Origin of the sequence: Luteimonas sp. R10 (assembly GCF_045689605.1) — a bacterium.
Taxonomy (GTDB): domain Bacteria; phylum Pseudomonadota; class Gammaproteobacteria; order Xanthomonadales; family Xanthomonadaceae; genus Luteimonas.
In genome coordinates this window covers 1749715-1773991 of the sequence record NZ_CP141262.1, presented here as the reverse complement: position 1 = coordinate 1773991, position 24277 = coordinate 1749715, and the positions used below count along the sequence as shown (strand labels likewise).

At 71.0% G+C, this 24277-nt stretch carries 24 protein-coding genes and 2 pseudogenes; 5 read left to right on the top strand and 21 right to left on the bottom strand.

Annotated elements, in window-relative coordinates:
* Positions 1-87 precede the first annotated feature (87 nt).
* Positions 88-903, top strand: a pseudogene (locus tag U3649_RS07420) (symmetrical bis(5'-nucleosyl)-tetraphosphatase); the annotation flags it as partial.
* A gap of 194 nt (positions 904-1097) precedes the next feature.
* Here the strand turns inward: U3649_RS07420 and U3649_RS07415 are convergent.
* The 5 genes from U3649_RS07415 to U3649_RS07395 form a co-directional block, all read right to left on the bottom strand.
* Positions 1098-1637 (bottom strand): dihydrofolate reductase, encoded by a 540-nt coding sequence (locus tag U3649_RS07415; protein ID WP_407354216.1) that lies wholly within the window; start codon positions 1635-1637, stop codon positions 1098-1100.
* 95 nt (positions 1638-1732) lie between these two features.
* Positions 1733-2527 (bottom strand): thymidylate synthase, encoded by a 795-nt coding sequence (locus U3649_RS07410; protein WP_407354215.1) that lies wholly within the window; start codon positions 2525-2527, stop codon positions 1733-1735.
* Entirely contained in the window at positions 2527-3447 is a 921-nt protein-coding gene (gene lgt / locus U3649_RS07405) for a prolipoprotein diacylglyceryl transferase (protein ID WP_407354214.1), read from the bottom strand. Before lgt ends, U3649_RS07410 begins: the two co-directional genes overlap by 1 nt.
* A 31-nt stretch (positions 3448-3478) precedes the next feature.
* Positions 3479-4258, bottom strand: coding sequence for a TerC family protein (locus U3649_RS07400; protein WP_407354213.1), 780 nt, complete (start codon positions 4256-4258; stop codon positions 3479-3481).
* 40 nt (positions 4259-4298) lie between these two features.
* Positions 4299-4679 carry a diacylglycerol kinase gene (locus U3649_RS07395; RefSeq protein WP_407354212.1) on the bottom strand — a complete coding sequence of 127 codons (381 nt, stop codon included), beginning with the start codon at positions 4677-4679 and terminating at the stop codon, positions 4299-4301.
* Between the two features lie 264 nt (positions 4680-4943).
* Here U3649_RS07395 and U3649_RS07390 point away from each other — a divergent pair, with 264 nt between their 5' ends.
* On the top strand, positions 4944-5669 hold the full coding sequence (locus U3649_RS07390) for an SGNH/GDSL hydrolase family protein (protein ID WP_407354211.1): 726 nt from the start codon (positions 4944-4946) through the stop codon (positions 5667-5669).
* 117 nt (positions 5670-5786) lie between these two features.
* On the top strand, positions 5787-6179 hold the full coding sequence (locus U3649_RS07385) for a hypothetical protein (RefSeq protein WP_407354210.1): 393 nt from the start codon (positions 5787-5789) through the stop codon (positions 6177-6179).
* Positions 6180-6477: 298 nt separating this feature from the next.
* On the opposite strand, the gene U3649_RS07380 is transcribed toward U3649_RS07385, so the two are convergent.
* The 13 genes from U3649_RS07380 to nudE all read right to left on the bottom strand — a co-directional run bounded on the left by U3649_RS07380 (position 6478) and on the right by nudE (position 17765).
* Entirely contained in the window at positions 6478-7128 is a 651-nt protein-coding gene (locus U3649_RS07380) for a LysM peptidoglycan-binding domain-containing protein (protein WP_407354209.1), read from the bottom strand.
* A 145-nt stretch (positions 7129-7273) separates the two neighbouring features.
* The gene (locus tag U3649_RS07375; protein WP_407354208.1) at positions 7274-7645 is read right to left on the bottom strand and encodes a VOC family protein; all 372 of its coding nucleotides are present in this window, start codon (positions 7643-7645) and stop codon (positions 7274-7276) included.
* A 27-nt stretch (positions 7646-7672) separates the two neighbouring features.
* Positions 7673-7918, bottom strand: a complete 246-nt coding sequence (locus U3649_RS07370) for a hypothetical protein (RefSeq protein ID WP_407354207.1) — start codon at positions 7916-7918, stop codon at positions 7673-7675.
* Positions 7919-7939: 21 nt separating this feature from the next.
* Positions 7940-8956 carry an isoaspartyl peptidase/L-asparaginase family protein gene (locus U3649_RS07365; RefSeq protein ID WP_407354206.1) on the bottom strand — a complete coding sequence of 339 codons (1017 nt, stop codon included), beginning with the start codon at positions 8954-8956 and terminating at the stop codon, positions 7940-7942.
* An 89-nt stretch (positions 8957-9045) separates the two neighbouring features.
* Positions 9046-10281: an ABC transporter permease gene (locus U3649_RS07360; RefSeq protein ID WP_407354205.1), complete on the bottom strand. Its 1236-nt coding sequence runs from the start codon at positions 10279-10281 to the stop codon at positions 9046-9048.
* A gap of 159 nt (positions 10282-10440) precedes the next feature.
* On the bottom strand, positions 10441-11133 hold the full coding sequence (locus U3649_RS07355) for an ABC transporter ATP-binding protein (protein ID WP_407354204.1): 693 nt from the start codon (positions 11131-11133) through the stop codon (positions 10441-10443).
* Complete coding sequence (locus tag U3649_RS07350; RefSeq protein WP_407354203.1) at positions 11130-12653, bottom strand: efflux RND transporter periplasmic adaptor subunit; 1524 nt, start codon at positions 12651-12653, stop codon at positions 11130-11132. The genes U3649_RS07355 and U3649_RS07350 overlap by 4 nt, the downstream gene beginning before the upstream one ends.
* A gap of 106 nt (positions 12654-12759) precedes the next feature.
* Positions 12760-14037 (bottom strand): sensor histidine kinase, encoded by a 1278-nt coding sequence (locus U3649_RS07345; protein ID WP_407354202.1) that lies wholly within the window; start codon positions 14035-14037, stop codon positions 12760-12762.
* 28 nt (positions 14038-14065) lie between these two features.
* Positions 14066-14779, bottom strand: a complete 714-nt coding sequence (locus U3649_RS07340; protein ID WP_407354201.1) for a response regulator transcription factor — start codon at positions 14777-14779, stop codon at positions 14066-14068.
* A gap of 211 nt (positions 14780-14990) precedes the next feature.
* Positions 14991-15293 (bottom strand): Mpo1-like protein, encoded by a 303-nt coding sequence (locus U3649_RS07335; RefSeq protein ID WP_407354200.1) that lies wholly within the window; start codon positions 15291-15293, stop codon positions 14991-14993.
* A gap of 209 nt (positions 15294-15502) precedes the next feature.
* Positions 15503-16324, bottom strand: a complete 822-nt coding sequence (gene mazG, locus U3649_RS07330; protein ID WP_407354199.1) for a nucleoside triphosphate pyrophosphohydrolase — start codon at positions 16322-16324, stop codon at positions 15503-15505.
* Positions 16325-16417: 93 nt separating this feature from the next.
* Positions 16418-17224: a 3'(2'),5'-bisphosphate nucleotidase CysQ gene (cysQ, locus tag U3649_RS07325; protein ID WP_407354198.1), complete on the bottom strand. Its 807-nt coding sequence runs from the start codon at positions 17222-17224 to the stop codon at positions 16418-16420.
* Positions 17211-17765 carry an ADP compounds hydrolase NudE gene (nudE, locus tag U3649_RS07320; protein ID WP_407354197.1) on the bottom strand — a complete coding sequence of 185 codons (555 nt, stop codon included), beginning with the start codon at positions 17763-17765 and terminating at the stop codon, positions 17211-17213. Before nudE ends, cysQ begins: the two co-directional genes overlap by 14 nt.
* A gap of 38 nt (positions 17766-17803) precedes the next feature.
* Between nudE and bioA the strand changes: the two genes are divergently transcribed.
* Together bioA and U3649_RS07310 are read left to right on the top strand one after the other, a co-directional pair.
* Positions 17804-19201, top strand: coding sequence for an adenosylmethionine--8-amino-7-oxononanoate transaminase (bioA, locus tag U3649_RS07315; protein ID WP_407354196.1), 1398 nt, complete (start codon positions 17804-17806; stop codon positions 19199-19201).
* A gap of 13 nt (positions 19202-19214) precedes the next feature.
* Positions 19215-19958 (top strand): 16S rRNA (uracil(1498)-N(3))-methyltransferase, encoded by a 744-nt coding sequence (locus tag U3649_RS07310; RefSeq protein WP_407354195.1) that lies wholly within the window; start codon positions 19215-19217, stop codon positions 19956-19958.
* Between the two features lie 80 nt (positions 19959-20038).
* On the opposite strand, the gene U3649_RS07305 is transcribed toward U3649_RS07310, so the two are convergent.
* From U3649_RS07305 to U3649_RS07295, 3 genes and pseudogenes are all read right to left on the bottom strand, one after another.
* Positions 20039-20509 carry a chemotaxis protein CheW gene (locus U3649_RS07305; RefSeq protein WP_407354194.1) on the bottom strand — a complete coding sequence of 157 codons (471 nt, stop codon included), beginning with the start codon at positions 20507-20509 and terminating at the stop codon, positions 20039-20041.
* Entirely contained in the window at positions 20506-22017 is a 1512-nt protein-coding gene (locus tag U3649_RS07300; RefSeq protein WP_407354193.1) for a chemotaxis protein CheB, read from the bottom strand. Before U3649_RS07300 ends, U3649_RS07305 begins: the two co-directional genes overlap by 4 nt.
* Positions 22010-24262, bottom strand: a pseudogene (locus tag U3649_RS07295) (response regulator); the annotation flags it as partial. The pseudogene U3649_RS07295 and the gene U3649_RS07300, both read right to left, overlap by 8 nt.
* Between the last annotated feature and the right edge of the window lie 15 nt (positions 24263-24277).

Below are 24277 nucleotides of genomic sequence, written 5' to 3'. Positions count from 1 at the left end.
GCACCTACTTCGACGCGCCGATCCCGCCGTTCACCCTGTCCGTGCCGCGTACGCTGCATTGAGGCCGGTGCGCATGGCGGGCAGCGAATGAGCGTCTGGGCGATCGGCGACCTGCAGGGTTGCTACGCGCCGACCCAGCGCCTGCTGGAAAGGATCCGTTTCGACCCGGCCGCCGATGCGCTGTGGTTCTGCGGCGACCTGGTCAACCGCGGCGGCGAGTCGCTGGAGACCCTGCGGCTGGTGCACACGCTGCGCGCGCACAGCCACGTGGTGCTGGGCAACCACGATCTTTCGCTGCTGGCGATCGCCGAGCGCGACCGGGCGCAGCAGCGCCGGGTCAACGCCGACCTGCAGCGGGTGCTGTTCGCCGACGATCGCGACACGCTGCTGGACTGGCTGCGCGGCTGTCCGCTGCTGCACGCGGACCGTGGCCTCGGCTGGATGATGGTGCACGCCGGCCTGGCGCCGAAGTGGACCACGCAGATGGCGGAAGGCCATGCGCGCGAGGTCGAGCGCAGGTTGCGCGGCAACGGCTACCGCAAGCTGCTGAAGAACATGTACGGCGACCGCCCGGACTGGAGCCCTGGCCTGAAAGGCGTCGAGCGCGAGCGCGCGATCATCAACGTGCTCACCCGCATGCGCTACTGCACGCCGCGTGGGCGCATCGCGGTCGAGGAGAAGGGCGCGCCGGGGATGCAGGCCCCGGGGCTCTATCCCTGGTACGAGGTGCCGGGCCGCGCCGAACGCGACCTGAAGATCGCCTGCGGCCACTGGTCGACGCTGGGGCTGTTCATCGGCCACGGCGTGCATGCGCTCGACACCGGCGCCGTGTGGGGCGGAAAACTGACCGCGCTGCAGCTCGACAGCGAGGAGTTGCGCGTTGTGCAGGTGCCGGGCCAGGAGACGAAGTAAACCATCGTGCCCTCCGGATTCGACGACGCTGTCCGGGCCACCCCCCCCCCGCACTCGATGTCCCATTCGAAACATTCCGCAAACCGCCCCCTCCCCCGTTTACGGGGGAGGGCTGGGGTGGGGGCGACGGCGCCTGGCCACGCAATGCCGGGCTGCATATCGAGTGCGGTAGGAGCGCTGCGCCCCTAGCCCATCCCAAGGCGCGGGTGGCTCGCCGCGACCGGTTCGCCGCGCCACACATAGTCGACGAAGGTGAAGGCATGCGCGTGCCTGGCGTCGGCCGGTCTCGATTCACGCGCCTCGACCCGCCATCGCGCGGTATCGAAGGCCGGGAAGAACGCGTCCGCGTCCTCCACCCGCGTCTCGACGTGGGTCAGGTGCATGCGCGCCGCGAGCGGCAGCGCCAGGGTGTAGATCTCGCCGCCGCCGATCACGCACAGCGTATCCGCGTCGTCCGCCTGCGCCCCGGCCATGGCTTCGGCCAGCGAGCCGACCGCCTCCATGCCCGCGAACGGGACGCGCGCACCGCGCGTCATCACCAGGTTGCGCCGGCCCGGCAGTGCGCGGCCGAGCGATTCGGCCGTCCGCCGCCCCATCAGCACCGGCCTGCCGAGGGTCAGCGCCTTGAAGCGCTTCAGGTCGTCCGGCAGGCGCCAGGGCAAGGCGTTGCCGCGGCCGATGGCGCGGTCGCGGTCGAGCGCGGCGATCAGGGCGATCTCGGTCATGTCGCGGTGGCGGTCGCGGCGTCGGCGTCATGGACCGCGGACACGCAACCGGACGCGCATCGGGCAGCGGCAGCGGTTCCTTCGCGCGGCACCGTTCAGACCGCCACGGGGGCCTTGATCGCCGGATGCGGGTCATAGCCCTCGATGGCGATGTCGTCGTAGCCGAAGGCGAACAGGTCGCCGACCTCCGGGTTCAGCCGCAGCGCCGGCAACGGCCGCGGCGCGCGCGACAGCTGCTCGCGCGCCTGTTCGAAGTGGTTCGAGTACAGGTGCGCATCGCCCAGCGTGTGCACGAAATCGCCGACGCCCAGGCCGGTCACCTGCGCCACCATGTGGGTGAGCAGCGCGTAGCTGGCGATGTTGAACGGCACGCCGAGAAAGATGTCGCCGCTGCGCTGGTACAGCTGGCAGCTGAGCTTGCCGTCGACGACGTAGAACTGGAACAGCGCATGGCACGGCATCAGCGCCATCCGCGGCAGGTCGGCGACGTTCCAGGCGCTGACCAGCAACCGGCGCGAATCGGGATTGCGGCGGATCTCGTCGACCACCCAGCGGATCTGGTCGATCTCGCCGCCGTCGGCACCGGCCCAGCGCCGCCACTGCTTGCCGTAGACCGGCCCCAGCTCGCCGTCGGCATCGGCCCATTCGTCCCAGATCGAGACCTTGTTGTCCTTCAGGTAGGCGATGTTGGTCTCGCCCTTCAGGAACCACAGCAGTTCGTGCACGATCGAGCGCAGGTGCAGCTTCTTGGTGGTGACCAGGGGGAAGCCGTCGGCGAGATCGAAGCGCATCTGCCAGCCGAAGACGCTGCGGGTACCGGTGCCGGTACGGTCGGCCTTGTCGGCGCCGTGCTCGAGCACGTGCCGCAGCAGCTCCAGGTACTGGCGCATCAGGACGCCTCCGGCGCGGCCTTCGTCGGCGACCGCGGCTGCAGCACCGGGGCGCCGCGCGACTTCCACAACCAGAACGCGCCTACCAGGATCAGCGGCAGGCTCAGCACCTGGCCCATGGTCAGCCAGCCGAACGCCAGGTAACCCAGGTGCGCGTCCGGCTCGCGCACGAACTCGACCAGGAAGCGGAACGTGCCGTAGCCGAGCGCGAACAGTCCCGAAAGCGCGTAGCGCGCACGCGGCCGCCGCGATGCCCACCACAGGATGCAGAACAGCACCACGCCCTCGAGGAACGCCTGGTACAGCTGCGAGGGATGCCGCGCGAACGCGTCCAGCGCCCCCGACTCGTGCAGGCTGCGCAGCGCCGAGCCATCGAGCCCGCGGAAGCGTTCGGGCAGGCTGCCGGGGAACACCACGCCCCAGTCGCCGCCGGTCGGCTTGCCCCAGAGCTCGCCGCCGATGTAGTTGCCGAGCCGGCCGAAACCGAGCCCCGGCGGCACGATCGGCGCGACGAAATCCATCAGGTCGAAGAAGTGCAGGCCGTGCTTGCGCGTCCACAGCCAGCACGCGATCAACACGCCCAGCAGGCCGCCGTGGAAGCTCATGCCGCCATCGGTCACCCGCAGCAGCAGCAGCGGATCGGCCAGGAAATCGCCGAACGCGTAGAACAGCACGTAGCCGATCCGGCCGCCCAGGATCACGCCGAGCATGCCGTAGAACATCAGGTCGCCGAACGCGTTCTCGTCCACGCCCGGCAACCGCCCCGCCCGGATCCGGCTGCGGCCGAGCAGCCAGGCGACGGCGAACGCGACCACGTACATGATCCCGTACCAGTGCACCTGCGGATGAAAGCTGCGGCCGAACAGCTCGAAGGCGGGCAGCGAAATCGCGACAGGATCGATCTGGTGCAGGTGCGTCATCGGCTCTCGGCTCCTTGGGGTTCCCGCAGGTTCATCGCGGCATCGGCCGCCGCGGCTCGTCCACCGGCGGCGGCTGGATGCCCGCCCGGCGCATGGCGTTGCGCTTGGCCCACAGGTTGAGGATCTCGACCACCGCCGAGAAGCCCATCGCGCCGTAGATGTAGCCGCGCGGGATGTGCGCCTCGAAACCTTCCGCGACCAGGTAGGCGCCGATCAGCACGATGAACGCCAGCGCCAGCATCTTCACCGTCGGGTTGGCGTCGATGAACCGGCCCAGCGGCTGCGCCGCCAGCAGCATCACCGCGACCGCGATCAGGATCGCCGCCACCATCACCGGCACGTACTCGGCGGCCATGCCGACCGCGGCGATCACCGAATCGAGCGAGAACACGATGTCGATCACCGCGATCTGCGCGATCACCGCGCCGAACGACACCGCCGCCTTGCCGGCGACGTGGCCGGCCTCGTCCTCGCCGCCCCCGACCTGCTCGCGGATCTCGAGCACGCCCTTCACCACCAGGAACATGCCGCCCAGGATCAGCACCAGGTCGCGCACCGAGATGCCGTGGCCCAGCAGCGTGAACAGGTCGTCGGTCAGGCGCGCCAGCCAGGCCAGCGTCAGCAGCAGGCCGATGCGGGTGATGCACGCCACCGCGATGCCGAACTTGCGGGCGAACTCGCGCCGCGCCATCGGCAGCTTGCCGACCGCGATCGAGATGAACACCAGGTTGTCGATGCCGAGCACGATCTCGATCGTGCTCAGCGTCAACAGCAGGATCCACACCTGCGGATCGGTCAACAACTCCATCATGCGTCAGGTTTCCTCGTGTCTCTATGGGGCACGCGCGGCGCTACAGCCAGCGCGGCGCCAGGATGAGCGCCCAGGTCGCGCCCGCGTTGAGCAGCCCGACGAACACCGCCGCCGAGCCCATGTCTTTGGCGCGCCCGGCCAGTTCGTGATGCTCGGGACCGTAGCGTTCGATCACCGCCTCGATCGCCGAGTTCAACAGTTCGATCGCCAGCACCAGCAGGCAGCTGCCGAGCAGCAGCGCGCGCTCGACGCCGTTGCCGCCCAGCCACAGCGCCAGCGGCGCCAGCACCGCCAGCAGGTAGACCTCGAGCCGGAACGACGACTCGTACAGCCACGCCGCGCGCAGGCCCTTCAACGACCACAGCGTCGCCTTGAGGATCCGCTCCGGTCGACGCGGCAGATGCCCGAATTCGTCGGCCACGGGATCGCCGTCAGGCCATGCGCCGGACGGACCGGTCGGCAGGCGCGGCAAGGAAGGCGGTCTGGCGAGGTGCGGCGCGGCGGCCGAAGGGGCACTGCTCGGGGATCGGCTGCATGGGACTCGGGCGTTTCTGGCCAGGCCGGAAGGGCGACATTCTGCCACAACGCCCGCCACTGCCGATGACAGCGACCGGCGACGGGCCCCGGTTTGCAAAGCCCGCCTCCGGCTGCTTCACTGGCGCTCCGAGCCACTTCCGGAGCCGTCATGCCGCCGCGCCCGATGCCGTTCCTGTCCGCCGCGCTGGCAGCTCTGCTGCTCGCCGCCGGATGCGCCGCCACCGGAGCGCCGGCCACAGCGGCCGACGGCGCGAGGGCCGGCGTGCAGGCCATCGATCCGCCGTCCTCGCCGGAATGGACCCACGACATGGCGCGTTTCGCCGCCGAGGACGCCGCCGACCCGCCGCCGGCGCACCCGGTGGTCTTCACCGGCAGCTCGTCGGTACGGCTGTGGACGACGCTGGCGGAGGACTTTCCGGGCCGGCCGGTGCTCAACCGCGGCTTCGGCGGCTCGCACGTTCGCGACGCGGTCCACTACGCCGACGAAGTCGCGATCCGCTACCGCCCCAGCCGGATCCTGCTCTACGCCGGCGACAACGACACCATGGACGGACGCGGGCCGCAGCAGGTGCTGGCGGATTTCCAGGCCTTCGTCGCCCGCGTGCACCAGGATCTGCCCGGCACGCCCATCGCCTTCATCGCGATCAAGCCGAGCCCGTCGCGGATCCACCTGCTGGAGGTGCAGCGCGCGTCGAACGCGCTGGTGCGGGACTGGGCAGCGCGGACGCCGGACGTCGACTACATCGACGTGTTCACGCCAATGCTCGGCGCCGACGGCCGGCCGCGCCCGGAGCTGTTCGTCGGGGACGCGTTGCATATGAACGCCGACGGCTATGCGTTGTGGCGTGACATCATCGCGCCCTATCTGCGCTGATGGCGCGCGCCCTGCCGCCGCTCACGTGTTCCTGAGCCGAGAACTGCGAGCATCGCGGCCATGCTCAGGATCATCGCCAACCTCGGACTCGTCCTTGCCCTCGCCCTGGGAGTTGCCATGAACGACGACGCATTCGCACGACCTGCCCTGCAGTCCCTGCAGCCGGACGACGACGACTACGCGGCCTTGCTGGCGCTGGCCGGCGGCCCGCTCGTCGCCGAATTCGGTCCGGACGCGCGGATCGAGGTGGAGCGCCTGGACCGGCTCGGCAACTGGAGCTTCCTGTTGGGACGGATGCGCGCCGCCGAAGGCGGCCCGCTGCCGCTGGAGGGCACGCGTTACGCCGAGCGCGCCGCGCAGGGCGGGATGTCGGATGTCTATGCCGTCCTGCTCAAGCGCGAGTCCGGCGGCGCGTGGAAAGTCGTCGACCACGCCATCGGCCCGGGCGACGTGGCCTGGCTCGCCTGGCCGCCGAAGCACGGCGCGCCCGCGGCGCTGTTCGGGTTCTAGCTGCGGCCGGGCCGCTATTGCGGTGGAAAGGACTGCTTGGTGCGGCTATTCATTAACGGCAGCCGTGGCGACGGCCCGGCCATTGCTGCAACGGACAGGACTGCCTGGCGCGGCTATTCGTTGGCGACAGCCGTGGCGACGGCCCGGCCATCGTCGCAGCGGAAAGGACTGCCTGGCGCGCTATTCGTTGGCGGCAGCCGTGGCGACGGCCCGGCCATTGCCGCGACGGAAAAGACTGCTTGGCGCGGCCCAGCCATCACCGCAACGGAAAAGACTGCCTGGCGCAGAAAGGACTGCCTCAGCGCGGCGGAGTGATGATCTCGTAGCGACCCGAGGCGCCGCCCCAGCTCACCCGCTGCGATCCGTCGGCGTTGACGTTGTTGGAGCCGATGAATTTCGGCTGCCCGTTCTCGAACCCGGCGAACAGCACCACATGCGACTGGCCGTCGCGCTGCATCAGCACCACGTCGCCGGGCCGGGCGTTCTGAAGCGATACCGTCTGCCATCCGGCGCCCTTGAGATTGCTCGCGAGCACGTCGACCGAGGCGCTGGCCTGGCTGGCGTCGATCAGGCCGGCCTTCTGCAGGCACGCCGAGACGAAGTTGGCGCAGTTGACGTTGTTCGGCACCCACGACTGCATCGGCAGCTCGTCGCTGTGTTTCAGCTCGCCGGCATTGCGGCCGAGGAACTGCTCGGCGATCGCCGCGGCGTTGTTGCCGCTGACGGTTCCCGGGCCGGCGACCGTCTCCGGTCCGGACACCGGACCGGCGCCGTCGCCATCGGCGTCGGCGCCACCGGGCAGCCGCAGCGTGTCGCCGGCGTAGATCAGGTCGGGATCGCGGATCTGCGAGTTCAACGACATCAGCGCGTCCACGCTGGTGCCGTAGCGGACGGCGATCTGCGAGAGCGTGTCGCCCCAGGAGATGTTGTGGCTGCCGATGGCGGTCATGCGTGCGCTCCTGCTGTGGACCCGTGCACGGCCCGTGGATTCGAGGAATGCCACCGAGTGTCGGCACCGCGGTCTCGTCGCACAACATGGGGCCGACCCGGATAGGGCCGACCCCAGCTTGCCGCCGAAAGGACGGGCCTCGACTTCAGCCGGAACGCGGCGCGCCCGCGGGCTGGTAGAGGCTGAGCACATTGCCGTCGGGATCGAGGAAGTCCAGCGAAAGCCCGCCGTCCGGCGCCTCGCTGACCGGCACCACGATCTCCACCCCCTTCGCCGCCAGTGCCTGCGCGCAGTCGTCGATGCCAGCGGGCAGGCTGAACACCGCGATCGGCGTCTCGCCGGCCCGGGCCTGCCGCTGGATGAACACGAGCGAGACCGGCCCCGCCTGGGCGACGGCGAACGGGCGTCCGTCCATCGGTGCGACCTCAAGGCCCAAGGTATCGCGGTAGAACGCGATGCTGCGCTCCAGGCTGGAAACGAAGAGCACCACGGTGTCGAGCTTGGCTTGGCCGAGCATGGCCGTCTCCCCTGTGTCGGTTGGTATCTATTCGTTGCCGCCGGCGCGGGAAGTGTGAGCAAGCCGACGGATCAGCAGCAGGTGGCCGTCCTGGTCATGGATGCCGAGCGCGGCACGCCCGCCGATCGCGGCCTTCAATGCGCGTCGCACCAAGCCGAACTGCACGTCGACGCTGCGCGCCGGGTCACGGACGTACGCAAGCGCCCCGCGCCTGCGCCCGCAGGTCGGACCGATCGCGGGCGTCATCGTGGCGACGGAGCCGTCGACCGGCACGTGACCGTGCGGCGCTCGCCGTCAGTCGCGCTCGCGGAACACCGCGGTGCCGCGCGAGCCGTCCGGCTTCACCCAGCCGCGGTACATGCCGGACGTATTGAACGGCATGACGATGTTGCCGTCGGCGTCCAGGGCGATGACGCCGCCGTCGCCGCCGTGCTCCGGGATCACCCGCATCACCACCGCGTCGGCCGCCTCCTGCAGCGACTGCCCGCCGTAGGCCATGCGCGCGCAGATGTCGTGCGCCACCGCGTTGCGGATGAAGAACTCGCCCCAGCCGGTGCCGGACACGCCGCAGCGGGCATCGGCCCAGGTGCCGGCGCCGATGACCGGCGAATCGCCCACCCGGCCCCATTTCTTGTTGGTCATGCCGCCGGTGGAGGTGGCGGCGGCGATGTGTCCGTGCGCGTCCAGCGCGACCGCGCCGACGGTGCCGAAATAGCGGCCGCGCAGGTCGGCGCGGATGCCCGCCTCGGCCTCGGCACGCTCGCGCTGCTGCGCACGCTCGAGTTGCTCGCGCCGGAGTTCGGTGTCGAACCAGTCGTTCGCCACCCGCTCCAGGTCGTCGTGGTCGTCGGCGAACCGCTCGGCGCCGTCGCCGATCAGCATCACGTGCGGCGACTGCTCCATCACCCGGCGGGCGAGGCGGATCGGACTGCGCACGGTGCGCACCGCGGCCACCGCGCCGGCACGGCGGGTATGGCCTTCCATGATCGAGGCGTCGAGTTCGTGGCGGCCCTCGGCATTGAACACCGCGCCCTTGCCCGCATTGAAGCGCGGCGATTCCTCCAAAACCCGCACCGCGGCCTCGACGGCGTCCAGCGCACTGCCGCCGTCGACCAGCAGCGCATGGCCGGCGTCCAGGGCGCGGTCGAGATCGGCGCGGATGGCGCGCTCGTCGTCGGCATCCAGCTTGTCGCGCTCGATCACGCCGGCACCGCCGTGGATCACCAGGGCGACACGGGCAGCCGGTTCGTCTTGCGCGGTTGCAGTCATCATCGTGGTTGCCATCAACAGCAGAAACACCAGCAAACGCATGTTTCACCTCCGCGGAAAGCCCGAGCATACCGCGTAGGGGCGCGACCGGGAGTGCCCAACGGCGAGGGTCGCGCCCCTGCGGTGCGCTCCTACTGCTGCCGTAGGGCCTCGATCGGGTCCAGCTGCGAGGCCTTGCGCGCCGGGTAGTAGCCGAAGAACAGGCCGGTGGCGACCGAGAAGCCGGCGGCGAGCGCGATCACCTGGCCGTTGAGCTGCACCGGCAACGCGCCGAGCCGGCCGACCAGCAGCGCGCCGGCCACGCCCAGCAGGATGCCGATCGCACCGCCGATCAGCGAGATCAGCATCGCCTCGGCCAGGAACTGCCGGCGCACGTCGGACGGCCCGGCGCCGACCGCCATGCGCAGGCCGATCTCGCGGATGCGCTCGGTCACCGAGACCAGCATGATGTTCATGATGCCGATGCCGCCGACGATCAGCGAGATCGTCGCCACCGCGCCCAGCAGCAGCGACATCAGCCGCGTGGTCGCGGTGCGGGTGGCGACGATCTCGGAGATGTTACGCACGGTGAAGTCGTCCTCGTCGCCGGGCGCGATGCGATGGCGCTGGCGCAGCAGCGCCTCCACCTCGCCCTGCACGTAGGTCAGGTCGTCGGCGTCGCGCACGGTCAGCGCGATCTGCATCACCGCGTTCGGCGGTAGGCCCATCGCCCCGAGCAGCCGGCGGCGGCCGGTTTCCATCGGCACCATCATCACGTCGTCCTGGTCCTGCCCGAATCCTCCCTGGCCCTTGGGCTCCAGCGTGCCGACCACGGTGAACAGCACCCGCCCCAGGCGCACCGTTTCGCCGATGCCGCTGTCCTCGCCGAACAGTTCGCGGCGCACGGTCTCGCCGAGGATCACCACCTTGCCGGCACCGGTGTAGTCCTGCGGCTGGAAGCCTTCGCCCTCGGCCAGGTTCCAGCCGTTGATCTCGAAGTAGTCGGGCTGCACGCCCTGCCAGGTCGCGGCCCAGTTGTTCTCCGCGAACACCACCTGGGCGTTGCCGCGCAGCGAGCCGGAGACGTACTGCACTTCCGGGATCTCGTTGCGGATCGCCTCCGCGTCGCCCTCGCTGAGGGTGAAGAAACTGCTGGCGCTCATGCGCGCGCCACCGGGCCCGCGCCGGGAACCGGGCGAGATGTCGAGCCGCTGCGAGCCGAGGCCCGAGACCAGGTTGTCGATCTCCGACTGCGTCCCCTGCCCGACCGAGACCATCACGATCACCGCCGCGATGCCGATGATCACGCCGAGCGAGGTCAGCGCGCTGCGCATCCAGTTGCCGCGCAGGGCGAAAACGGCGGTGCGCAGGACGTCGGCGAAGTTCATGGGTGTCGTGATTCGTGATTAGTGATTCGTGATTCGCAAGCGGGCGAGACCCACTGTCGGCGCCATGCCGGGTATCCGGCCGGCGCACTGGATCCTCGATGCCCGGACTGCCTCTGCTTCACGCTTTTGCTCTCCCAATCACCAATCACGAATCCCCAATCACGGCTCTTCATGCATCTCGCCATCACGCATCACGAAGGTGCGATCGGCATGCGCCGCCACCTCGGCGTCGTGCGTGATCAGCACCACCGTGTGGTCGTCGTCGCGCAGGCGCTTGAACAGGGCCAGGATCTCCTCGCCGGTGCGGCTGTCCAGCGCCCCGGTGGGCTCGTCGGCGAGCAGGATCGGCGGACGGTTGATCAGCGCGCGCGCGATCGCCACCCGCTGCTGCTGGCCGCCGGACAACTCGCTGGGGCGGTGCGATGCGCGATCGCCCAGGCCGACCGCGACCAGCGCCTCGCGCGCGAGTTCGCGCCGCTCGTCCGGCGGTACCTGCGCATAGCCCAGCGGCATCGCCACGTTCTCCAGCGCCGACATCCGCGGCAGCAGGTTGAAGCCCTGGAACACGAAGCCGATCTTGTCGCGGCGCAGGACCGCCAGTTCCTCCGCGTCGAGGGTGGCGACATCGATGCCGTCGCACAGGTACTGGCCGCTGCTGGGGGTGTCCAGGCAGCCGACCAGGTTCATCAGCGTCGACTTGCCGGAACCGGACGGTCCCATGATGGCGACGAAATCCCCGCGCCCGATCCGCAGGTCGACGTGCCTGAGCGCCACCACCTCGGCCTGGGTGCCCGGCGAGTAGACCTTGCCGAGCGCCCGGGTCTCGATGATCGGGATCTCCGCGCCGCTCACCGCGCGCGCTCGCCGGTGACGATGAGGTCGCCCTCGGCGATATCGCCGGAGACTTCGGTGCTGCTGCCGTCGCTGGCGCCCACCCGGACCATGACCATCTGCGGCCGGTCGTCGACCAGCTTGTACAGCGGCGCGCGGCGCGCGCCCAGCAGCGCCGCTAGTTCCCGGTCCCACTGCGCGCGCTGCGCTTCGTCGAGGGTATCGCGGAACGCGGCGAAATCCTGCTGGTAGCGCTGCAGCATGCGTTGGCGCATCTGGGCCGCGTCGCCACCGCCGGGACCGCCGGCGACGATGCGCATGCCGCCCCCGCCGAACATGCCGGAGCCGGAGCCGCCGCCACCGCTGCGCGGTGCGGCCTGGCGCGCCTGCATGCGCTCGCGGATCGCCGCCAGCGCCGGCTCGAACTCGGCGCGTTGTGGCGCCGTGAGCTCGAGCGCAACGGCCAGGCGCTGCAAGTCCCCGACGATGCCGCTGCCGGCGCGCACGGGAGCGCCCTGCGGCATCGCCGCCTGCGCATCGGCGGGCTTGTAACGGAGCGCGGCGTTCGACACCTTGAGCACGTCGTCGCGCCTGCTGACGAGGATCTCGGCATTGACCGTCAGGCCGGGCAGCAGGGTACCGTCGCCGTTGTCCACGCTCACCACCACCGGATAGGTGATGACGTTGTTGGTGTCGGTCGCCGACAGCCGCACCTGCTGCACCACGCCGCGGAACTGGCGATCGGGAAAAGCGTCGACCGTGAACGACACTTCCTGGCCCTCCTGCACCTGGCCGATGTCGGCCTCGTCCACCGTCAGCTCGATTTGCATCTTGCTCAGGTCCTCGGCGATGGTGAACAGCTCCGGCGCCTGCAGGCTGGCGGCCACGGTCTGGCCAGGCTCGATGGTGCGGGTGAGGACGACGCCGTCGACCGGCGAGCGGATCACGGTGCGGTCGAGATTGACCTGGGTGGTCTGGGTGGAGGCGGTCTGCTGCCGAATCTGCGCCTGTGCCGAGGTGACCTGCGCGCGTGCCTGATCGAGGGCGGCGCGGGCCAGGTCGACCTCGCTGCGGGCGACCAGCTGCCGCTCGCCGAGGTCGGCCTTGCGCCGGTGGTCGAGCTCGGCGTTGCGCAGCGTGGCCTGGGCCTGCGCCAGGGCGGCACGGGCGGCGGCGACCTGCGCATTGCCCTGCTCGATCTGCGCCTGGTAGGTGCTGGGATCGATGCGCGCGATCACCTGCCCCTTCTCGACGGTGTCGTTGAAATCCACCAGTACGTCCGTGACCTGGCCGGAGATCTGGCTGCCGACGACGATCGTCGAGGTGGCGCTGAGGCTGCCGGTCGCCGAGATCGCCACCCGGATGTCGCCGCGCTCGATCTCGGTGGTGCGCCAGGCGCTCTCGTCGGCGCCCGCGCGGCGCTGCTGCCAGACCCACAATCCAGCGGCCACGGCGAGCACCACGGCGGCGATGGCAAGATTGCGCGGAAGTTTCGACCGGGTCTTGCGCTGGCGTGCAGGCTGGCGGCTGGATGGGCTCATCGGGCGTCGGTCATCGGAGGTCAAGGCAGGAACGCACCGCGCCGGTCGGCGTTGACACGCCGGGACAACGGCCCTTGAACGGCCCCGCGGCGCCCGCGAGGACGGATCAGCCCGTGCCGAACCGGATCGTCGCGGTGGTGCCCCGGCCCGGCAGGCTGTCCAGCGAGACCGGCCAGCCGAAGCGCTCGCCCAGGCGGCGCACGATCGACAGCCCCATGCCCTTGCCACCGGCCGCGAACGGGTCGGCGCGATAGAACGGATCGTACGCCCGCCGCAGGATGTCCGGTGACATGCCGATGCCGGTGTCGCGGACGACGACGCTGTCGTCGGCGATCGCCACCTCGATGCTGCCGCTCTCGGTGAACACGCAGGCATTGCTGAGCAGGTTGCCGAGCATCACCCCCAGCACCCGCGGCGGCGCCTGCAGGCGCGGGGCGGCATCGCCGGTCACGCGCAGCTCCACTGGCTTTCCCGCGAGCAGCGGCCGGGCCCTGTCGACCTCGTCCAGCACCACCTCGCGGACTTCGAACTCCTCCTCCTGCGGCGCCACCCGTGCCTCCCTGGCGAGGATCAGGAAGGCATCGATCACCGCCTCCATGTCCCGTCCGGCGCGCTGGATGCGCTGCAGCGAACGGGCCGAATGCACCGGCATTCCCGGGTCGGCCAGCAGCATGTCGGTGGCGACCCGCACCACCGTCAGCGGCGTGCGCAGCTCATGGCTGGCATCGCGGGTGAAGTCGCGCTCGCGCTGCACGAACGCCCGCACCCGGTCGGACAGGCCGCGCAGCGCGCCGCTGAGCTGGCGCACTTCGCTGCCGGCGTCGCCGGGAATCCGTTCCGGCGCCAACCTGGCGGCGTCGACGGTGTCCGGCTCCCAGCGCGAAACCTCGTCGGCCAACCAGCTCACCGGCGCCACCAGCCGCCGCGACGTGCGGTAAGTCAGCCAGGTCACCAGGTACAACGCCAGCATGGCGGTCAGCATCAGCACCAGCGCGCCGCTCCATAGCACGCGCGTGGCATGGGCGAAGGACATGCTCACGTACAGGCGTCCCGCCGGGCGCTCGTCCACCAACGCGTAGCGACCGAAACCGGGCAGTCGGTGGATGCCCGGCGAGAGGGGGCGCAGCACTGCCGGCAAATCGTCCGGCAGGCTCCTCGGTGCGGCGGCATAGACCTCGATGGCGTCGGTGCGCGGCAGGAGGTACGCACCATCTGCCGCACGCATCGACCAATACTCGTCAGCCTCGGCCCGCAGCCGCGCGTCGATCAGCACCCGCACGGCCACCGCGCAGGCGAGCGAGACGCCGATGACGATCGCCAGGCTCACCAATGCCGCCTGCAGCAGGAACACGAAGCGCAGTTTGCGTGGCAGCCCTTGCGGCATGGTGCGTGACCGGACGGCGGCGGTGGCGTCAGTTCGGCGACTGCTCGATGTCGGCGATCCGGTAACCCGCGCTCTGCACGGTATGCAGCAACGACCGGTCGAACGGTTTGTCGATCGTCTTGCGCAGGTTGTACAGATGACTGCGCAGGGTGTCGGAATCGGGCAGGCTGTTGCCCCAGATCTCGCGCTCGATCTCCTGGCGGCTGACCACCCGCGGCGATTCGCGCATGAGGATGGTCAGCAGCTTGAGGCCGATCGGCGAGAGCTGCAGCTCCTGGCCGGCGCGGGTGGCGCGCAGACTGGCCGGATCGAGCACCAGGTCGGCGACCTTCAGCACCTCGGACCCGACCTGCCGGCGCTCGCGACGGATCAGCGCCCGCAGCCGCGCCTCCAGTTCCTGGATGGCGAACGGCTTGGTCAGGTAGTCGTCGGCGCCCGAGCCCAGGCCGGTCAGTTTCTCGTCCAGGGTGTCGCGCGCGGTCAGCATCAACACCGGGGTGGACTTGCGCGCCTCTTCGCGCAGGCGCTTGCAGACCTCGATTCCGTCCAGCCGCGGCAGCATCAGGTCCAGCACGATCACGTCGTAGCTGTTCTCCGAGGCCAGGCGGTAGCCGTCCAGGCCATCGGCCGCGTAATCGACTTCGAATCCGCGACCTTCCAGATACTCGCCGACCATTTCCGAAATGTTGCGGTTGTCCTCGACGATGAGGATCAGCCCGCCGGGTTCCTGGGTTCCACGCATACCGACTCCGAATGGCAAAGAGGATTCTTCAGGTTTGTGAAGAGTGCCGCCGGAGCGGTGCAGAGATTGTGAAGGGATCGTTGCGGGGCGGGCGACCCGGGGTGCGCGGAGCACCCGGCGCGGCCGGATGCCGTGCGCCCCATCCGGCCCGGCTCGGGCCGACGACAGACGAAGCCGCGTCGTGCAACGGTGCGGGAACGGACCGGGGACGCTAGAACCTGATCTTCCCGGTCAGGATGTCCTTGAACATGACCCAGTCCCCGGCGAACGAATAGAACGGATGCCGGAAGGTCGCCGGCCGGTTCTTCTCGAAGAAGAAGTGCCCCACCCACGCGAATCCGTAGCCACAGGCCAGCGCCGCCAGCAGCCACCAGCCGTTGCGCTGCCAGATCGCCGCCGCGACCAGCACCAGCACGCCGCAACTGCCGATGAAATGCAGCCGCCGCGAGGTGCGGTTGCCGTGCTCGCTCAGGTAGAAGGGGTAGAACTCGCGGAAGCTGGCGAAACGGCTCATCGTGAAACTCCCGGTCTCTGGCCCACCCATCGTAGAGCGGAGCTCGCTCCGCTGCTCCTGTCGGTTCCGCTCGATCCGATCCTACCCTCCTCGGCGCCACGACACCTGCTTCGGGCCTTCCAGCCCAGCCGTCCCGGCTGGGCCTTCCCGGCCGCGGCAGCTGCCGACGGGGCATCTGCCGAACGCGGCTCGCCCAGGCAAGCCCGGGCTTAAGGACTGCCGGCCTTGACCCGGTTCCAGTAGCGATCCTGCGCCTCGAGCGGGAGATCGGCAAGGCGGACGCCGTCTTCCACGGCCAGCGCCTCCATGGCGCGGAAGCGGCGTTCGAACTTGAGATTGGCGCGGCGCATCGCGGTGCCGACGTCGACCCGCGCATGCCGCGCCAGGTTCGCGGCGACGAACAGCAGGTCGCCGAGTTCCTGCTCCAGCCGCGCCTGCGCGGCGGCGGCGTCCGGGGCGGCGGCGACGGCGTCGAATTCGGCGCGCACCTCCTCGATCTCCTCGTGCAGCTTGGCGATCACCGGCGCCGGCCCGGGCCAGTCGAAGCCGACCTTGGCGGCGCGATTCTGCAGCTTCAGGGCGCGCTGCCACTCCGGCAGTCCCCGCGCGATACCCGCCAACGCCGAGGCGTCGGTCTCGCCGCCCGCCGCCCGCTCGCGGCGCTTGTGCGCCTCCCATTCGCGCGTTTGCGCCTCGGCGTCCGCCACCGGGGCACCGGCGAAGACGTGCGGGTGCCGGCGCACCATCTTGTCGCAGATGGCGTCGACCACGTCGCCGAAGGCGAATGCCCCCATCTCCTCGGCCATGCGCGCGTGGAACACCACCTGCAGCAACAGGTCGCCGAGTTCGTCCTTCAGCGCGGGCAGGTCTTCGCGATCGATCGCATCGGCGACCTCGTAGGCCTCCTCGATCGTGTACGGCGCGATCGTGGCGAAGGTCTGCTCGACATCCCACGGGCAGCCGCCCTCGGGATCGCGCAACCGCGCCATGATCTCGAGCAGCCGTCGGATGTCGCCTGGGGTATCGGTCATCGCCTGTACCAGATCCTTGAGTCAATGAGCTTCGTAGAGCCGAGCTTGCACGGCTGCTCCGGCTCCGGAGCCGGAAGCGGAGCAAGCTCCGCTCTACGGCACGGGTCGCACCCAATCCCGCCAGGGCAGCGCCGGATCGCCCAGGGCGATGAAATCGCCGTTGAGCAGGGTGTCGCGCTGGTTGTAGCGGAACGGGCGCCCGCGCGGGTCGACCACCAGGCCGCCCGCGCCCTCCAGGATCGCCTGTCCGGCGGCGGTGTCCCACTCGCTGGTCGGGCCGAAACGCGGATACACGTCCATGCGTCCCTCGGCCAGCCAGCAGAATTTCAGCGACGATCCCAGCGCGACCGGTTCGGTCTCGCCGATGCGCGCCATCAGCGCTTCGGTGCGGCCGTCGCGATGCGAGCGGCTGGCGGCGACGCGCAGCGGCGCGTGCGCGCGCCGGCGCGACTGCAGCGCACGCTCGCCGGTGCCCTCGCGCAGCCAGGCGCCGCGGCCGGGCGCGCCGTGCCACAGTGCGCTGGTGACCGGCTGCTGGATCACGCCGAACGTCGCGACGCCGTCCTCGACCAGGGCGATGTTGACGGTGAACTCGCCGTTGCGCTTGACGAACTCGCGGGTGCCGTCGAGCGGGTCGACCACCCACAGCCGCGGCCATTGCCGCCGCAGCGCCAGCGGCACGGCGTGCGCCGACTCCTCCGACAGCACCGGGATGTCGGGCGTCAGCGCCGCCAGGCCCTCGACGATGCAGCGGTGCGCGGCCAGGTCGGCGGCGGTGAGCGGCGAGGCGTCGGCCTTGTGCTCGACCGAGAATTCACCGGCATAGACGTGCAGGATCGCGTCCGCCGCCTCGCGGGCGATGGTGATCACGCCTTCGCGGACGCGCTCAGCGACCGGCATGGCGCTGCAGGTACTCGCGGGCGACGAACAGCGCGGCGATCGAGCGGCCCTCGGAGAAGTCCTCGCGCAGGATCAGCTCGTGCAGCGCGTCGAGCTTCCACGGCACCACTTCCAGTTCCTCCGGCTCGTCGCCGGGCAGGCGCTCGGGATACAGGTCGCGGGCCAGCACCAGCCAGGTGAGATGGCTCATGTAGGTCGGCGCCAGCGTCAACGTGCGCAGCACGTCCAGCCGGCGGGCGCCGTAGCCGGCCTCCTCCTTGAGCTCGCGGTCGGCGGCCTGCAGCGGCGTCTCGCCGGCGTCGATGCGGCCCTTCACCAGGCCGAGTTCGTAGCGATGCACGCCGGCGGCGTATTCGCGCACCAGCAGCACGGTGTCGTCGTCGATCAGCGGCACCACCGCCACCGCGCCGTGGCCGCGGCCGTGCAGGCGCTCGAAACGGCGGCGTTCGCCGTTGCCGAACTCCAGGTCGAGCCGCTCCATCCGGTAGGGGCCCGCATCGTGCTCGGTGATGGAGTGGATGATCGGCAGCCGGCGCGTCACGGTCGAAGTCCGGCTGCCGGCCGGGCGATAATGCCGGGATGACTGAGAAGATTCACGATCCCGGCATTCTAGCCGACGCCGACGACTGGCGCGCCCGCGACCTCGCCGTTCTGTGGCATCCGTGCACGCAGATGCGCGAGCACCCCGACACCCTGCCGCTGCTGCCGGTCGCGCGCGGCGACGGCGCCTGGCTGGTCGCGCCCGACGGCCGCCGCACGCTGGACGCAGTGTCGAGCTGGTGGACCAACCTGTTCGGCCATGCCGAGCCGCGCATCGCCGGGGCGATCGCGCGACAGGCGCACACGCTCGAGCAGGTGATCCTGGCGGGCTGCTCGCACCTGCCGGCGGTGGAACTGGCCGAACGGCTGCTGGCGCTGGCGCCGCGCCAGGCCGGCCGCGAGCCGCTGGCGAAGGTGTTCTACGCCGACAACGGCTCGGCCGGGGTCGAGGTCGCCCTGAAGATGGCGTTCCAGTGGTTCGTGAACCGCGGCGACGAGGAGCGGCGCACGAAGTTCATCGCGCTGGAGAACGGTTACCACGGCGAGACGATCGGCGCGCTGTCGGTCGGCGACATCCCGCTGTACCGGCGGGTCTACGCGCCACTGCTGATGGAGGCGCTGTTCGCGCCGTCGCCGGACGCCTACCTTGCCCGGGAAGGCCAGAGTGCCGTCGGTCACGCCGAGGACGCGGGCGATGCGCTGGCGCGGCTGTTCGACGAGCATCCGGGCGAGATCTGCGCGCTGGTGCTGGAACCACGGGTGCAGTGCGCCGGCGGCATGCGCATGTACGATCCCGTGTACCTCGAGCGCGCGCGCGAGCTGTGCGACGTGCACGGCGCGTTCCTGATCGCCGACGAGATCGCGGTCGGCTTCGGCCGCACCGGCACCATGTTCGCCTGCGAACAGGCGGGCGTGATGCCGGACCTGCTGTGCCTGTCGAAGGGCCTGACCGGCGGCTTCCTGCCGCTGGCCGCGGTACTGGCCACGCAGACGATCTACGAAGGCTTCCTCGACGATTCGCGCGAGCGCGCGTTCCTGCACTCGCACAGCTACACCGGCAACCCGCTGGCCTGCGCCGCCGCGCTGGCGACGCTGGACATCTTCGAGGCCGACGACGTACTCGCCCGCAACCGGGCCACGGCGGAGAAGATGGCCGCCCTCGCCGCACCGCTGGCGGCGCACCCGCACGTCGCCGACGTGCGCCAGGCGGGAATGATCGTCGCCTTCGAACTGACGGAGAACGGCGACCGGCGCACGCCGTTCGATCCCGCCCGCCGCACCGGCCTGCGCGCGTACCGCGCCGCGGTGGAGCGCGGCGTGTTGCTGCGCCCGCTCGGCGACATTCTCTACTGGATGCCGCCGTACTGCATCGACGACGACCAGTTGCAGCTGATGGCCGAGACCACGCGGGCCGCGATCGACGAGGCGACGCAATGAGGCCGCCATTCCCATGCGCCTGACCCGCGCCTACCTCGACGCTTCGCTGGCCCCGGGCACGCGCGTCGCATTGCCGGAGGCCGCGGCGGCGCACCTGCTGCGCGTGCTGCGCCTGCGCGAAGGCGACGCCTGCGTGCTGTTCAACGGCGACGGCCACGACTACGACTGCCGCATCGTCGCGGCCGGCAAGCGCGGCGGCGAAGCCGAGGTGCTGGCGATGCACGCGGTCGACAACGAGTCGCCGCTGCGCATCGTGCTGCTGCAGGGCATCGCCCGTGGCGAGAAGATGGACTGGATCCTGCAAAAGGCGACCGAACTGGGCGTGGCCGGGTTCGTTCCCGTCGGCAGCGAACGCAGCGAGGTGAAGCTGGACGCCGCCCGCGCCGGCAAGCGGCTCGCGCACTGGAACAGCGTGGTGGTCGCCGCCTGCGAGCAGAGCGGTCGGGCACGCGTTCCCGGCGTCGCCGCGGTCCAGCCCCTTGCCGCGTCGGTGTCCGCGCTGCCGGAGGGCGGGCCGCGGCTGCTGCTCGATCCGCGGGCCGCGCAGACGGTGGCCTCGCTGCCTGTCCCGCGGGACGCGCCGGTGGTGATCGCGGTCGGCCCGGAAGGCGGCTGGTCGGCCCGCGACCGCGACCTCCTGCAGGCCGCCGGCTTCGCCGGGATCCGCCTCGGGCCGCGCGTGCTGCGCACCGAGACCGCGGGCATCGCCGCGATCGCAGCGCTGCAGGCGCGCTTCGGCGACCTGGGAGCGGCTTGAGCGTCGGTATTGCGTTCGTGACGGGGACCGCCCCGCCCGGTCCTACTTGGCCGGCGGCCGGCCTTGGCCTGCGGACGGAATCAGGCCGCCTGCTGCATCGCCCGTTCCACCGAGGCCGCGACGGCGTCGAGGTCCGGGATCAGCGCCGGGTCGTCGTTGAGCAGCACGCGGGTACGCACGCCCTCGGGCAACGCGCCCTCGCCGGCGTCGGCGACCAATGCGTCGCGGGCGACGGTGACCAGGCGCGGGAAGCCCTGGGTCAACAGCGCGAAGAAGGGCATGCGTTCGCTGCCGTGCAGCGCCTTCATCACCGCCACCTTGCTGCCGATCCCGCCCTGCTCGGCGGCGATGCCGGCCATGCGCGAGAACGCCACCAGCGGCAGCTGCCAGCCACGCCAGCGGATGCGGCCGAGCAGCCAGTCGGGCGCTTCGGCGACAGGCTCCGGGTCGGCGTAGGACAGGACCTCGGAAATGGTGGCGTTGGGCAGCAGCAGGCGCGCGCCCTGGACCTGGATCAGCACGCCGCGGATGTCCTGGCGATCGTCGCTCACGCTTCTGGCTCCTCGAGATCTGCGCCGGCCGGGCGGTCGGCGGGCGGCCAGCGCTCGGTGAGACGCGCGGCCAGTTGCCTCGGCATGCCGGACTCGCCGCCGCGGGCGATCACGACGTCGGCCGCGGCCCCGTCGTAGCAACCCTCGGGCGACTGGCCGGCGACCAGGGCACCGCCCCAGGCCTGCCCCATGGCGGCATCGACCAGTGCCGGATCGCTGCCGCTGAGGAACAGCACCGCGCTGTCGCCCGGCGGCAGCGCGTCCGGCAGGGTCGCACCGGCACCCTCGGCGCGCGCGAAGCACAACTGCCCGCGATCGCGCACGACCGTGATGTCCGGCGGCAGGAAATACGCGTGGCCGGCCTCGGCCCCGAGCCCCTCTTCGGCCAGCACCGCCGGCAGCTGCGCGGCGCGCTCCATCTGCCGGACCAGGCGGTCGTAGCGGCCGCCGTCCAGGCGCAGGCGCACCAGCAGCGGACGCGGGAATCCGGACGGAATCGCCGCCAGCAGCTGCCGCACCGCGTCCGGCCCGCCGAGCCCGCCTTCGATCAGCACCGCGCCGCGCTCCGGGCCGTGCCCGTAGCTGTCGGCGTCGACCAGCTCCAATCCGGCGATCCGCACCTCCAGGTCGGCCAGGTCCTGGCTGAAGCGCCGGTCGGTGGAGGCGGAATCCGGCACCGCGGCCTCGTCGGCGAGCATCAGTTCGGAGTCCTCGGACGCGCCATCGGGGGCGACCGCCTCGCCCTCGGCACCCGGTCCGGCTGCCTCCATGGGGGCCGCCTCGTCCGCACCGGCCGTCCCATCCTGATCGTGCGCACCTTGATCCTGCGCATCGGCATAGACGTCGCCGGCCTCGAAGCTGATGTCGTCCAGCGACAGTCCTTCGAGGTCCAGCCCATCGAGGGTCACGTCCTGCAGCGCGATGCCACCGAGCGCGATGTCCTCGGCGGAGGCTGCGGGTGCGTCGAACGTCGCCGACGCCGCGGGTGCCGCGGCGAGGCCGGGCGACTCCACGGCGGCCGGGGCGCCGTCGCGCGGCACGTCTTCCGCGGCCGCCCGCACTTCGCCCGTGATCGATGCCAGGTCGAGCGCCGACGCTTCGCGGTGACCCGGCGACAGCGGTCCCGGCGACGGCTGCCACTCGCCTTCCTGCTCGCGTCCGGGCGGCAGCACGTCGTCGTGGCGATTGAGTTTGGCCGCCAGATGCCGCACCCAGCGCGCGGCATCCCAGCCCGCGCGCTGCGCCGCCAGTTCGGCCTCGTCGAAGATCACCGCGATCCGCGGATCGCCGAGCAGCGCTTCGTAGGCGTCGAGCGCATCCTCGATCGCCGGCTCCAACGCCACCAGGATCGCCTGCGGCGAGGTCGCGGCGACTTCGCCGGCATCGGTGGACGTCGGATCTGCGACCGCCACGACGTCCGCCCCGGCCTCGCGCAGCGCCGATTCGAGGCGCTCGCGGGCGTCGCCGGGACGCGCCAGCAGCGCGACGCGGGTGGCGCCGTCAACCATCGCCGCGTCCGCTCCCGAGCAGGTCCAGCACGTTGCGCATCAGCTCGTTCTCCTGGTACGGCTTGCCGAGATAGCGTTCCACGCCGATCTCGAACGCGCGCTGGCGATGCTTTTCGCCGGTGCGCGAGGTGATCATCACGATCGGCACGCGGCGCAGGCGCGGATCGGCCTTCATCTGCGTGGCCAGCTCGTAGCCGTCCATGCGCGGCATCTCGATGTCGAGCAGCATCAGGTCGGGCACGCGTTCGTCCAGGCGTTCGAGCGCATCGACGCCGTCCTTCGCGGTCACCACCTCGAGGTTGTGGCGTTCGAGCACGCGGCCGGTGACCTTGCGCATGGTCACCGAATCGTCGACCACCATCACCAGCGGCACCTGGCGCCGCTCCGACGCCCCGGCGGCGCCTTCCTCGCGCGGCTGCACCACCTGGCGGCGCACCAGCGGCGCGACGTCGAGGATCACGACCACGCTGCCGTCGCCCATGATGGTGGCGCCGAAGATGCCGGGCACGGAGGCGACCTGCGGCCCCACCGGCTTCACCACGATCTCGCGGTTGCCGACGATCTGGTCCACCGCCACCGCGGCGCGCAGGTCGCCGGCGCCGATCAGCAGCAGCGGCATCTGCAGCTGCCCGTCGGCCCGCGCCGGCGCATGGCCGACCAGCTTGCCGAGATCGTGCAGCGCGTACTCCTCGCCGCCGTACGAATAGCGGGCCTGCGGGTCCTCCATGCGCGCGCGCCCGATCCGGCCGACGCCGCGCACCGAGGCGATCGGCACCGCGAAGCTGGTCTCGCCGATGCGCACGAACACCGCCTGGGTGACCGCCAGCGTCTGCGGCAGGCGCAGTGTGAAGGTGGTGCCTTCGCGGCTGCGCGAATCGATGTCGAGGGTACCGCCGAGCTGGCGCACCTCGCTGGCCACCACGTCCATGCCGACGCCGCGGCCGGCCAGCCGGCTGACCTCGTCGGCGGTGGAAAAGCCCGGCTCGAAGATCATCGCGTCGAGGTCGCTGTTGCCGAGCACCACGTCGGCGCGCACCAGCCCGCGTTGCTCGGCGCGGCGCCGGATCGCCTCGCGGTCGAGGCCGCGGCCGTCGTCGCCGACCTCGAGCACCACTTCGGAGCCTTCGCGGCGCACCGCGATGCGGACCGTGCCCTCTTCGGCCTTGCCGGCACCGCGGCGTTCGTTCGGCGCCTCCAGGCCATGCACCACGGCGTTGCGCAGCATGTGCTCCAGCGGCGCGGTCATGCGCTCGAGCACGTTGCGGTCGAGCTCGCCCTGGGCGCCATCGAGCTTCAGCTGCACCTGCTTGCCGGTCTCGCTCGCGGCCTGCCGCACCACCCGCCGCAGGCGCGGCAGCAGCGCGTCGAACGGCACCATGCGCGTGCGCATGAGGCCCTCCTGCAGGTCCGAGCTCACCCGCGACTGCTGCAGCAGCAGGGTCTCGTACTGGCGCGTCAGGTCGTCGAGCGTGCCCTGCAGGCTGGTCATGTCGGTGGCCGACTCGGCCAGCGCGCGCGACAGCTGCTGCAGGGTGGAGAAGCGGTCGAGCTCCAGCGGGTCGAAGGCGGCATCGCCGGTATCGCCCTCGCGCTGGAAGCGGGCGATGATCTGCGCCTCGGTCTCGATGTCGAGGCGACGCAGCTGGTCCCGCAACCGGGTGTTGGTCTGCTCCATCTCGGCCATCGCCGCGCGGAACGCGCCGAGCTGCTGCTCGAGGCGCGCGCGGTAGATCGCCACCTCGCCGGCGTAGTTGACCAGGCGGTCGAGCAGGTCGGCGCGGATCCGCACCTGTTCCTGCGGCGCCCGCACGGTGATGTCGTCGCCGTCGCCGGCGGCTTCGTCGCCGATCGGCGCCGACAGCGGCGCCAGTTCCACGGCCGGCGCCGGCGCCCGTGCGGCCGCGGCTTCGGGCTCGCGTTCGGTCGGCGGCGCCGGCGTCTCGCCGCGCGCACGCGCGTCGAACTCCGCGGCCAGCCGCTCCGACATCGCCACGGCGCGGCGCTCGCCTACGCGCGTCACCATCACGTGCAGGCGGTCGAAGCCGCGTTCGAGCAGCGGAATGCCGTCGTTGCCGAGTTCGCAGCGCTGCTCGACCACCGCTTCGAGCAGCGACTCCATCGCATGGCCGAGTTCGCCGATGGCCATGATCCCGGCCATGCGCGCACCGCCCTTGATGGTGTGCAGGTCGCGCTGCAATCCCACCAGCGGCTCGCGTTCGCCCGGCGCTTCGCGCAGCTGCGCGAGCAGCCCGTCGGCGTG